Genomic DNA, 11,673 nt, shown 5'->3' with positions numbered 1-11,673 from the left:
GTTCAGGGCCGCCGGGCGGCTCAGACCGCCATGAGGTAGCGCTGGAAACGGGGCATCAGGAACTCCAGGGCCCGGACCTCGACGGGCGTCAGCTCCGGGTGCCAGACGTCCCAGAGCAGGACGGCGCGCTGCTGGGTGCCCTTGTTCCAGGCCTCGTGGATGAAGCTGTCGTCGAAGAGGATCACCTTGCCCTCCTCCCAGCCCCGCTCGTCGTCGCCGACCTTGATGGCGCAGCCGGGCGGCACGATCAGCGGCAGGTGCGCGGTCAGCAGCAGGTTCACGCCGCCGGTGTGCGGGGTGATGTGCACACCGGGGTTGAGGATGGTGAACATGCCGTCGCGCGGACCGTGCGGGCTCGCCGAGACGGCGGCGTGGGTCTCGGGGCAGCGCTCCAGGACCTCGTCCCGCCAGCTGCCGTTGCGGTACAGCTGGTAGGTGTCCCAGCCCTGCCAGCCGAGCTCCTTGGTGTACAGGTCCTCGTACGGGGCGAAGCGGGCCTGCTCGGCGCGCAGCTCCAGGAACTCGGCCTTGATCCGGTCGTACGCCTCCTCCAGCCGGGCCACCCAGGGCAGTTCGGCGGTGTCGTGCCAGGGCAGGGCGCTGATCCCGGGGAAGAACAGCCGGGTCGGCTCCTGGTCGTCGTGCAGGTACTCCGGGGCCTGCTCGCCGGTGAGGATGCGCAGGCACTCCTCGACCCGCTCCAGCCCCTCGGTGCCGAGGATGCCGTGCAGCTCCGTCATCACGCCCTGAACGTCCATGTCAGTCCCTCCCTGTCGGTGCGGTCCGGGTCGTCGGCCCGGCCGGTGTGTGCTGGTCGGCGGCCGGGCCCTCGGCCCGGTCCCGGGCCTCGCGGCGGGCCTTGGCGCGGGCCCGGACGGCGCTCTGGCGGCGTTCGCCGCGCGGTTCGGCGGTCTCGGCGGCGGCCCGGCCGTCCGGGGCGGCGCCCTCGGTGAGGCCGGCCGCGAACTCGGCGATGGTGGGCCGGCCGAAGATGTCCACCAGCCGGACCGGCCGCTCCAGGCGGCGGGCCAGCTCCAGCTGGAGCCGGGCGGCCAGCAGCGAGTCGCCGCCGGCCTCGAAGAAGTTGGTGTGCCGGCCGACCGGGCCGCCGCCCAGCAGCCGGCGCCAGGCGTCGGCGACGAGCTGCTCGACCCCGGCCAGCGGGGCGGCGTCGGCGGGCCGGGCGGCGGCCCCGGGCAGCGGCAGCCGGGCCCGGTCCCGCTTGTTGGTGCGCGTCCTGGGCAGCGCGTCCAGCAGCAGCACGGTGTCCGGCACGACCGCCGCCGGGAGCCGCTCGGCCAGGTGCGCGCGCAGCTCGGCGCCGGTGACCCCGGGCGCGGCGACCGCGTAGCCGACCAGCCGGCGGGCACCGCCCTGGCCGTGCGCGGCGGCGGCCGCCTCGCGGACCCCCGGGTGCAGCTCCAGCAGTGCCTCGATCTCCTCCAGCTCGATCCGGTTGCCGCGGATCTTCAGCTGGCTGCCGATCCGGCCGACGAACGCCAGCTCGCCGTCCGGGAGGCGGCGGCCCAGGTCCCCCGTGCGGTACAGCCGGCCGCCGGCCTGCCAGGGGTCGGCGACGTACGCCCGGGCGCTCTCCTCGGGCCTGCGGTGGTACGAGCCGGCCAGGAAGTCGCTGCGCAGGTGGATCTCGCCGACCACCCCGACCGGGCAGAGCCGGCCCCGGCGGTCCAGGACCACCGCCTCGCGGCCCGGGATCGGGCTGCCGATCGGCACCCCGGCCGGGAACTCCTCGCCCGGGGCCAGCTCGCGGTGCGTCGCCAGAACGCACTCGGTGGGCCCGTAGAGGTTGTGCAGCCGCGGCCGGTCGGGGCGGTGCGCCCAGGCCGCGGCCAGCGCCACCGGGAGCACCTCGCCGGCCATCAGCACGTGGGCGAGGTCCGGCAGGTGCGAGCCGGTGGCGTCCAGCGCCTCGGTGACCAGCTGGAAGAAGGCCGGGACGGTCTGGATCTGGGTGATCCGCTCGGCCCGCAGCCACCCGGCCACCGCGAGCGGGTCGCGGCGCAGCCCCTGCGGCGGCAGGCAGAGCACCGCGCCCGAGCAGAGCGCGGCGAACACCTCGGTGTACGCGGCGTCGTAGGTGAACGGGGCCCACTGGGCGATCCGGCTGTCCGGCCGGATGCCGAAGTGCTCGCGCTGCCAGTGGGCGAACTGGGCGAGCGCCGCGTGCGGCAGGGCGATGCCCTTGGGTGTGCCGGTGGAGCCGGAGGTGTAGACCAGGCAGAGCGGGTCGCCGGGGCCGGCGGGGGAGGCGGCCGGGGCGGGGCCCGCGGGCTCGTCGGCGGCCGGCACCCGCGGGTCGACGACCTCGACCGGGATCCCGGCGAAGTGCCCGTCACCCTCGCGTAGTTCGGGGTGCAGGGCGAGCGTGCTCTCGGCGGCCAGCAGGCACACCGGTTCGGCGTCGGCCAGCAGCGCGGTCAGGCGGGCGTCAGGGTCGGCCGGGTCGAGTACCGCGAAGGCGGCCCCGGTCTTGGCGACGCCGAGGATCGCGGCGCTCTGCACCGGGCCGGGGGGCAGCAGCACCGAGACGAACCGGCCGGGGGCCGCGCCGCGTTCCAGCAGCCGGGCCGCGATCCGGTCGCTCCAGGCGTCGAGCTGCCGGTAGCCGACCGTCACGCCCTCGGCGCGGATCGCGGGGGCGTCCGGACGGGCCGCGGCCCGGGCCCGGAACAGCTCGGACACCGAGGCGGCGTGCTCGGCGCGCGCCTCGCCCGCGGGGCGGGCCGGGCGGGGGGCGGGCAGAGCGGGGTCGGTGAGCTCGACGGCGTCGAGGGGGGCCTGCGGCGAGGCCAGGGCGGCACGCAGCAGGACGTGGAAGTGCCGGGCGAAACGGTCCGCGAACTGCGGGCCGAAGCGGTCCGTGGCGTACTCCAGGGCGCCGGCGATCCGGTCGGCGCGCTCGTCCAGGGCCAGGGTCAGGTCGTACTTGGCCGCCCCGGTGGGGACCTGGCGCAGCACGCCGGCGGCCGCGCCCAGCCGGACGTCGGCCGGCGGCGCGTCCTGGAACACCAGCGAGGCCTGGACCAGGGTCGGCCGGCCCAGCTCGCGGGGCAGGCCGAGGCCGGCCACCAGCCGGTCGAAGGCGACCAGCGGACGGCCGAGGTCGCCCGCCAGCGCCCGCCCGGTGCGGGCGGCGAGTTCGGCGAAGGACGGCGCCCCGGCCAGGTCCACGCGCACCGGCAGGGTGTTGGCCAACGAGCCGACCAGCGACTCCAGTTCGGGCCGGTCGCGGTTGGCGACGGGCACGCCCACCAGGACGTCGTCGCTGCCCGCGTAGCGGCCCAGCAGCGCCGCGTACACGGCGAGCAGCAGGGTGAAGGGCGTGGTGCGCAGCTGGGCGGCGCCCTCGCGCAGCGCGGCCGTCAGCTCCGGGGCGAGCGCCACCGGCAGGGTCTCGCCGGCTCCCGTCGGCCTGGTCCGGGTCGGTGCGTCGGCGGGCAGGTCGAGCACCCCGGGGTGCCCGTCGAGCCGCTTCAGCCAGTACTCCAGGTGATCCTGACGCAGCGTCAGGCCCGCCTCGTCGGCGCAGTCGGCCGCGTAGCCGGCGAAGTCCAGGTCGAGCGCGGGCGGCGGCTCGGCCAGGCCGAGGCGGGCGGCGTACAGCGCGGCCAGCTCGCGCACGGCCACGCCGATCGACCAGCCGTCGACCGCGAGGTGGTGCGCGGTGCACAGCAGCACCGAGCGCTCGGGGCCGGTGCGCACCAGGGTGAGCCGCAGCGGCGGCTCACCGGCCAGGTCGAAGGGGCGCACGGCCTCCGCCCGGGCCAGCTCGGGCACCTCTTCGGGCGCGGCGTCCAGGACGGTCAGGGCCGGTGCGGCGGGCGGCGCGAGGACCAGCACCGGGCCGTCCTCGCGCAGCTCGCAGCGGGCGGCGAGCACCGGGTGCCGGGCGGTCAGGTCGGCGAGCGCCCCGGTCAGGGCCGCCTCGTCCACCGGGCCGGTCAGGTCGAGCGCGGCGGGCAGGTGGTAGGCCGGCGAGTCGGGGGCCAGGCGGTGCAGCAGCCACAGCTGGCGCTGCTGGTCGGTCATCGGGACGGCGTCCGGGGCCGGCCCCGCCGTCCGGACGGCGGGCGCCGGGGCGGCGGGCCGCACCCGCGCCAGGGCGGCGGGGGTGGGGTCGGTGTAGAAGTCGGCGAGCGAGGGCGCGGCGCCGAAGCGGGCCCGGACCCGGCCGAGCAGCCTGGTCGCGGCGATGGAGTTGCCGCCGGCGGCGAAGAAGTCGTCGGTGGTGCCGACCCGCTCGGGCGGCAGGCCCAGGACCTCCGCCCAGAGCGCGACGGCGGCCTGCTCGGCCTCGGTGACGGGCGCGGCCCGCCGGGCGGCGGTGAGCTCCCCGGCGCGCAGCAGCAGCGCCGGACGGTCCACCTTGCCGCTGGTGTTGAGCGGCAACGCGGGCAGCGGGGCGATCACCCCGGGGACGGCGGCGGCGGGCAGCCGCTCGCGCAGGTGGCGGCGCAGCCGGTCGGGCAGCCCGTCGTCCTCGGTGCGGGCGGTGACGAAGGCGACCAGCCGGGGCCCGGCGGGCTGCCCCCGGTCCACGACCACCGCCGCCTGGCGGACCTCGGGGTGGGCGGCGAGCAGGGACTCCACCTCGCCGACCTCGATGCGGTGGCCGAGGATCTTCACCTGCTGGTCGGCCCGGCCGAGCACGACGATCCGGCCGTCCGGCAGGTGGCGGGCCAGGTCGCCGGTGCGGTAGACGGTGCCGCCGGCCGGGTCGACCGGGTCGGCCACGAAGGCGGCGGCGGTCAGCTCCGGGCGGTTGCGGTACCCGGCGCTCACGCCGGCCCCGCCGATCACCAGCTCGCCGACGGCGCCGCGCGGCACCGGCCGCAGCCGCCGGTCCAGGACGTAGCAGACGGTGCCGGCCACCGGGCGCCCCACCGTGACGCCCTCGCCGGGCAGCACCCGCCCGACGGTGGACCAGATGGTCGTCTCGGTCGGCCCGTACAGGTTCCACAGCCCGGCGCAGCGCGCCAGCAGTCGATCCGCGAGGTCGGCGTCCAGGGCCTCGCCGCCGCACAGCGCCCGCAGCCCGGGCCGGCCCGCCCAGCCGCCGTCCAGCAGACCGCGCCAGAGCGAGGGGGTGGCCTGCATGACGGTGGCGCCGCTGCGCTCCAGCAGCGCGCCCAGCGCCTCGGCGTCGCGGACGCTCTCGCGCGGGGCGACCACGACCCGGCCGCCGGCCAGCAGCGGGGCGAACAGCTCCAGGACGGAGATGTCGAAGGTGATCGAGGTGACGGCGAGCAGGGTGTCGTCGGCGCGCAGGCCCGGTTCGGCGCGGACCACGCTGTGCAGCAGGTTGGCGACGCAGCCGTGCGGCACCGCCACGCCCTTGGGCAGCCCGGTGGAGCCCGAGGTGTACATCAGGTACGCGAGGTCCTCGGGCCCGGCGCCGGGCAGCGGCTCGCCCGCCCCGGAGTCGGAGGCGTCCGGGCCCTCGTCGAGCAGCGCGGCCGGGTCGGCGGCGGGCAGCCCCGTGGCGGGGTCGCCGATCAGCAGGCGGGCGCCGCTGTCGGCGAGCACGTGCTCGGCCCGCGCGGCGGGCATGGCCTCGTCCAGCGGGACGAGGACGGCCCCGGCCCGCCAGATGCCGACGATCAGCGGCACCAGCTGCGCGCCGCGCTCGACGCGCAGGGCCACCCGGTCGCCGGGCGCCACGCCGTGCCGGGCCACCAGCCGGCGGGCGACCCGGTCGGCGGCCGCGTCGGCCGCGGCCCGGCTGAAGGCGTGGCCGGGCGACTCGACGGCCGGTGCGGCGCCGCTCTGCCGGGCGAGTTCGCGCAGCGCCTCGGGCGCGGTGGCCCAGGCGCGCTCGGCGTCGGGCGCCCGGTTGAAGTCGACCAGGACGCGCCGGCGCCGGCCTTCGGAGAGCACCGGAAGCTCGGCCAGCGGCCGGTCCGGGTCGGCCGCGGCGGCCTCCAGCAGGCACAGCAGCGAGTCCGCGAAGTCGGCGGCCGTCTCGGGGGCGAGCAGTGCCGTGCGGTACTCCAGCGTCGCGTCCAGCGCGCCCGAGGGGCGCGGGCGCAGGAAGAACGTCAGGTCGTACTTGGCCGTGCCGCTGTGCGAGGGCGCCGGGGCGGTGGTGACGCCGGGCAGCTCCAGGGTGGTGGTGGGGCCGCTGTGGAAGGAGTACATCAGCTGGAACAGCGGCGTGCGCCCGCCCGCGGCGCGGCCCAGCCGCTCCAGGACCAGGTCGAAGGGGGTGTCGCGGTGGCGCAGGTCGGCCTTCAGGTGCTGGCGGGTGCGGGCCAGGGCCTGCCGGAAGCTCGGCTCGCCGCCGAGGTCGCTGCGGTGGGCGACGAGGTTGAGCAGCGGTCCGACGACGCCGGCGAGGGCGGTGCGGCCGCGGGTCGCCACCGGCATGCCGACCACCAGGTCGTCCTGGCCCGTCCAGCGGGCGGCGGTGGCGCAGAAGGCGGTGAGCAGCACGGTGGACAGGCTGGCCAGTTCGCCCCGGCCGAAGGCGCTGAGCCGGGCGGCCAGTTCGGCGGGGACGGTGAAGTGGTGCAGCGCGCCGGCCGCCGGGTCGCCGCCGGGGCCGACGTCGGACGGCAGGTCGGCGGTGGGCAGTTCGCCGCCCAGCCGGGTCTGCCAGTGGTCGATTCCGCCGGCGTGGCTGGTGTCGCCGCCCTCGCCGGCCTCGGCGCGCTGCCAGGCGGCGAAGTCGCCGAAGTCGGGTCCGCCAGCGGGGAAGGGGGCCGGCGCCTCGCCGCCGAGTTCGGCGGCGTAGCAGGCGGCCAGCGACTCCAGGAAGACGCCGAAGCCCCAGGCGTCGACCACGATGTGGTGGGCGGTGAACAGGAGCAGCGAGCGGCCCCCGCCCAGCAGGAACAGCTGGGTGCGCATCAGCGGGGGCCGGGCCAGGTCGAAGGGCACGGCCACGGCGCGGGCGGTGAGTTCGGCGAGCCGCTCCGCGCGCTCGCCCTCGGGGACGCCGGTCAGGTCGACGGTCTCGACGGCCGGGCGGACCCGGTCGGCGAACAGCTGCCACGGCTCGCCCGCCCCGTCGGCGGCGACGGCGCAGCGCACCACCTCGTGCCGCCGGGCGACGGCGGCCAGCGCCCGTTCCAGGGCGGCCACGTCCAGCGGGCCGCTGACGTGGAAGGCGGCGCTCTCGTTGTGCAGGGCGGTGCCGGGCAGCACCTGCTCGGCCCGCCAGATGGAGCGCTGGGCGTAGGACAGCGGCGCGCGGGCGCGGTCGCCGCGAAGCGGCAGGGAGGTGTCGCGGCTCATCGGCGGCCGCCCTCCGGCGAGGCGTCCGCGCGGCCGGCGGCGACGGCCGCGGCCAGCCCGGCGACGGTCGGGTCGCCGACGTACACCCGCAGCGGCACCTCGACGCCGAAGCGGGTGCGCAGCCCGTCCAGCAGGCGGGCGATGCCCAGCGAGTCCCCGCCGAGCAGGGCGAAGTCGTCGTGCCGGCCGACGGCGGGCACGTGCAGCAGCTCGCGCCACAGCTCGGCGATGCCGGCCTCCAGGCCGTCCAGCGGCTGTTCGCCGGTGCGCCCGGCCAGGGCGGCGGCCGGGCTGGGCAGCGCCCGCCGGTCGGCCTTGCCGCTGAGGGTGCGCGGGATCGCGGCGAGCCGCAGGTACAGGGCGGGGCGGGCGGCGGCGGGCAGGCCCTCGGCGGCGTGCGCGCGCAGGTCCTCGTCGGTGGCGCCGTCGGCGACCAGGTAGGCGCAGAGCACCGGTTCGCCGTCGGTCTCCTCGACCAGGGCGGCGCAGACGTCCGCCACCGCGGGGTGGCGTCGCAGCAGGTCCTCGATCTCGCCGAGTTCGACCCGGGCGCCGTTCACCTTGACCTGCTGGTCGCGGCGGCCCAGGACCTCCAGGGTGCCGTCGGCGCCCAGCCGGCCGAGGTCGCCGGTGCGGTACCGGTCCGGTGCGACGAAGCCGCCGGTCGCGTCGCCCAGGTAGCCGCGCAGCGGGAACGGGGTGCGGATCTCGATCTCGCCGATCGCGTCCACCACCGGGCGTCCGCCGAACAGCACCGCGATCTCGACGCCGGGCATCGGGTGGCCGGCCGGGACGGTCTCGGCCTCGGCGTCCTCGGCGGTGAGCCGGCGGAAGACCTTGGTCATGGTGGTCTCGGACGGCCCGTAGAGGTTGACCAGTTCCTTGTCGCCCCCGAACAGGGCCCGCCACCAGGCGATGTCGGCGGGGCGGACCGGCTCCCCGGCCATCAGCACGCTGCGCAGCCGCGGCAGGGAGTCGGCGGCCAGCCCGGCGGCGCGCAGGGTGCGGAACACGGTGGGCACGCAGTGCAGCAGGTCGACCTGCTGCTCGGTCAGCCAGCGGGCCAGGGCCGCGCCGACGGGGATGGCGCCGGGAGCCGGGAGCACGGCGGTGCCGCCGGCGCACAGCGGGACGAGGGCGTCGCGCAGGAAGGCGTCGAAGCCGGGGGAGGTGAGCATGGAGATCCGGGTGCCCGGGGCGATGCCGAACTCGGCGATCTCCCAGTCCAGGAAGTGCGCGACCGCCTCGAAGCTGCCCCGGATGCCCTTGGGGCGGCCGGTGGTGCCCGAGGTGAAGTAGACGTAGCCGGCGTCGGGGCCGCTGATGCCGGTCCAGTCGTCGGCCGCCCAGGGCAGCGGGGTGATCGACTCGGCGGTGAGCAGCGGCAGTTCGCCCTGTCCGGCGACGGCCAGGTGCTGCCCGCCGGTGGTCGGGCCGTGTCCGGCGGCGGCCAGCGCGGAGCGGCCGGCGGCGTCGGCGAGCACGGTGCCCGGCCGGAGGTCCTCCAGCAGGGCCGTCCAGCGGGCGGCGGGCTGGCGGGTGTCCACCGGGGCGAACGGGCGGCCGGTGGCGGCGCAGGCGAGGATCGCCGCGACCACCGGGACGGGGTCCGCGCAGGCGACCAGGACCGGGCCGGTGCCGGTGGCGAGGCGGTCGCGCAGGCCGGCGGCCAGTCCGGCCAGCTCCTGGTGGCTCCAGACCCGCTCGGCGGTGGCGAGGGCGGGGGCGGCGGCTCGGCGCTCGACCTGGTCGGCCCAGCGGTCGAGGATGCTCGTGTGGCTCACAACTCTCCGTTCATGATCCGGTGGGCCACGACCGTCAGCGGGTCGAGGGAGGGCAGGGCCTCGCTCAGACCGGCGTCCTCGATCGCCCTGGTGACCAGGTGCAGCTCGGTGCAGGCGGCGACGAAGGACCGCACGCCGTAGCGGGGCAGGGTCTCGCGCAGGAAGTCGATGGTGCGGGCCGGGTCCTCGCCGCGCTTGAGGCGGTGGATCTCCCGGTGCAGCGCCTCCTGGTCCGGCGGGCGCAGGGCCACCAGCTGCCGGGCGGCCCGGGCCCCGGCGGCGCCGGAGGTGAGGATGCCGGCCCGGGCGGTGCCGGAGGAGCAGAGCAGCAGGTGCGGTTCGCCGGCCGCGGCCAGTTCCTCGTGCACCACGTCGACCAGTGAGACGCAGCGCGCCGCGAGGTCGGCCGGCAGGTCGCCGAGCACGTGGTGGGCGGTGATGCAGGCGACCACCACGCGTTCCGCGCCGGCGGCCAGCAGGCCGCGCAGCGAGGACTCCACGGCGCGGCGCAGCTCGTCGAGTTCGCCGCTGCCGATGGCCTCGGTGCGGTCCACCACGGCCGGGTCGGACCAGAGCAGCACCCGCGGGGTGTCCTGCTCGGGGTGGAGCCGGCAGGCCCGGTAGACGGTGCGCAGCAGTTCGACGGAGGCCAGCGGCCCCATGCCGCCGACCACCCCGACCAGCGGGTGGCGCGGGCGGGTGCCGGGGCCGGTGATCGGCCCGGCGGCTGTGGCGGTCATCCCAGGCACGGCAGATCGAACTCCTCGACGAAGAGGGCGAAGGTCGCGACGAGCATCAGGTAGTCGGTGTCCAGGTGGGCGTGCACCTGCTGGCCGTCACCGCGCTGACGCTGCGTCAGGGCGGCGATGGTGTCCGGGTTGAAGTAGCCCTGGCGGCGGACGGTGGCGGGGGAGACCAGCTCCTCGAACCAGTCGGCGCCGGTGCTCAGCAGGTGGCTGCTGGTCTGGCCGCGGAAGCCGTACTTCTGCCGGCTGAGCACCTCGCCGGGCACCAGGCCCTCGGCCGCCCGGCGCAGCACCGCCTTCTCCCGGCCGTGGGCGAGCATCAACTCCGGTGGCAGCGTGGTGGCGTGGTCGACCACCGCGTTCGCCAGGAAGGGGAAGCGCAGCTCGACGCCGTTGGCCAGGGCCATCCGGTCGCCGTGGTCGCCGAGCAGGTGGTCGGCGAGCCGCAGGTGGTAGTCGAGGTAGGAGCGCTGGTGCAGCGGGTGGCGCCCGGCCAGCCGCTCGGGGTCGACCAGGCGCTGGTTGGTGACGGAGAACTCGTCCAGCCCGTAGGCCAGGTCCTCGGCGTACAGCTCGCGGCGGAACTCCTGGGCGGGCAGCTGGTCCTGCTCGTAGCCGAGGTCGACGCCCCACATCCGTTCGCGGATCTCGCGTTCCAGCCGGGCGTCCAGGCCGGTGAGCCGGCTGCCGCCGAGCCCGGTGGCGTCGAAGCGGTAGCCGGGGTAGCCGCCGAACAGTTCGTCGGCGCCCTCGCCGCTGAGCGCGCCGACCGTCCCGGCGGCGCGGACGGCCTCGGACAGCGCCAGCGAGCAGACGTTGTACGACTCGCGCACGGGTGCCTCGGCGTGGCGCACCATCGCGGTGATCCGCTCGGCCACCTCGTGCTCGCCGACCGGGACTTCGTGGTGCTCGGTGCCCAGCTTGGCGGCGACCAGCCGCTGGTGCGGGCCCTCGTCGAAGTCGCGGCCGGGGAAGGTGACGGAGAAGCTGGGCCAGGCGTGGCCGGGCCGGGCCCGGGCCATCAGGGCGCCGATCAGGCTGGAGTCGAGGCCGCCGCTGAGGTACATGCCGATCGGCACGTCGGCGAGCAGCCGGCTGCGCACGGCCTCGTCGAGCAGGTCGGCGGTGCGGTGGGCGTACCGCTCCAGCTCCTGGTCCAGGGCCTCGGGGGCCACCGGGTCGAGGTCGGCGGCGAGCGGGAAGTCGAGGTCCCAGTACCGTTCGGTGCGCACGCCGGAGCGGTCGGCGATCAGCCGCTCGCCGGGGCGCAGGGCGCTGATGCCCTCGAACATGGTGCGCGGGCTGACCAGTCCGGGCAGCGTCAGCACCTGGTCGAGGCCGCGCAGGTCGACCCGGGCGCTGACGGCGGGGTGGCGCAGGATCGCCTTGATCTCGGAGGCGAAGATCAGCTGGCCGTCGGCGACGGTGTAGAAGAGCGGGACGATGCCGGCCCGGTCGCGGGCGAGCAGCAGCCGCTGCGCGCCGGCGTCGTGCAGCGCGAAGCCGAACTGGCCGTCCAGGTGGGCCGTCAGGTCCTCGCCGTACTCGCGGTACAGGTGGACCAGCACCTCGGTGTCGCTCTCGGTGCGGAACCGGTGGCCGCGGCGGCTCAGCGCGGTGCGCAGCTCGCGGTGGTTGTAGATCTCGCCGTTGCAGACCGAGACCAGGGTGCCGTCCTCGGTGCGGTGCGGCTGGTTGCCGCCGGCGAGGTCGTTCAGGGCCAGCCGGCGAAAGCCCAGGCACAGGCCGTCCGTGGCGTAGTGGCCGTCGTCGTCGGGGCCGCGGTGCACCAGGCACGCCGTCATCTCCCGGACCACGGCGGCATCGGCCGGGCGACCGCCGCCCAGGACGAATACGCCGGTTATTCCGCACATTCTGTCCGCCCT

Annotated in this window: 5 protein-coding genes; all 5 read right to left on the bottom strand. The window is 76.9% G+C overall.

Going from position 1 to position 11,673, the window contains the following annotated elements:
- Positions 1–20 precede the first annotated feature (20 nt).
- From A6F73_RS35430 to asnB, 5 genes are read right to left on the bottom strand one after another with little or no spacing between them, the layout of a single operon-like run.
- Positions 21–758, bottom strand: coding sequence for an aspartyl/asparaginyl beta-hydroxylase domain-containing protein (locus A6F73_RS35430; protein ID WP_063352428.1), 738 nt, complete (start codon positions 756–758; stop codon positions 21–23).
- Position 759: 1 nt separating this feature from the next.
- Positions 760–7,257: a non-ribosomal peptide synthetase gene (locus tag A6F73_RS35425; RefSeq protein ID WP_063352427.1), complete on the bottom strand. Its 6,498-nt coding sequence runs from the start codon at positions 7,255–7,257 to the stop codon at positions 760–762.
- Entirely contained in the window at positions 7,254–9,041 is a 1,788-nt protein-coding gene (locus A6F73_RS35420) for a non-ribosomal peptide synthetase (RefSeq protein ID WP_063352426.1), read from the bottom strand. Before A6F73_RS35420 ends, A6F73_RS35425 begins: the two co-directional genes overlap by 4 nt.
- On the bottom strand, positions 9,038–9,781 hold the full coding sequence (locus A6F73_RS35415; RefSeq protein ID WP_063352425.1) for an aspartate/glutamate racemase family protein: 744 nt from the start codon (positions 9,779–9,781) through the stop codon (positions 9,038–9,040). The genes A6F73_RS35420 and A6F73_RS35415 overlap by 4 nt, the downstream gene beginning before the upstream one ends.
- Complete coding sequence (gene asnB, locus A6F73_RS35410; RefSeq protein ID WP_063352424.1) at positions 9,778–11,661, bottom strand: asparagine synthase (glutamine-hydrolyzing); 1,884 nt, start codon at positions 11,659–11,661, stop codon at positions 9,778–9,780. The genes A6F73_RS35415 and asnB overlap by 4 nt, the downstream gene beginning before the upstream one ends.
- Positions 11,662–11,673: the final 12 nt, after the last annotated feature.

Origin of the sequence: Streptomyces sp. MJM8645, assembly GCF_001625365.1 — a bacterium.
In the GTDB taxonomy this organism is placed as follows: domain Bacteria; phylum Actinomycetota; class Actinomycetes; order Streptomycetales; family Streptomycetaceae; genus Kitasatospora.
Note: the sequence above shows the minus strand (reverse complement) of the source record. Positions and strands in the feature narration are given on the sequence as shown.

Coding starts and splice junctions, on each gene's coding strand:
- asnB (WP_063352424.1), bottom strand. CDS start 11,661: ATGTGCGGAATAACCGGCGTATTCGTCCTGGGCGGCGGTCGCCCGGCC.
- A6F73_RS35430 (WP_063352428.1), bottom strand. CDS start 758: ATGGACGTTCAGGGCGTGATGACGGAGCTGCACGGCATCCTCGGCACC.
- A6F73_RS35425 (WP_063352427.1), bottom strand. CDS start 7,257: ATGAGCCGCGACACCTCCCTGCCGCTTCGCGGCGACCGCGCCCGCGCG.
- A6F73_RS35415 (WP_063352425.1), bottom strand. CDS start 9,781: ATGACCGCCACAGCCGCCGGGCCGATCACCGGCCCCGGCACCCGCCCG.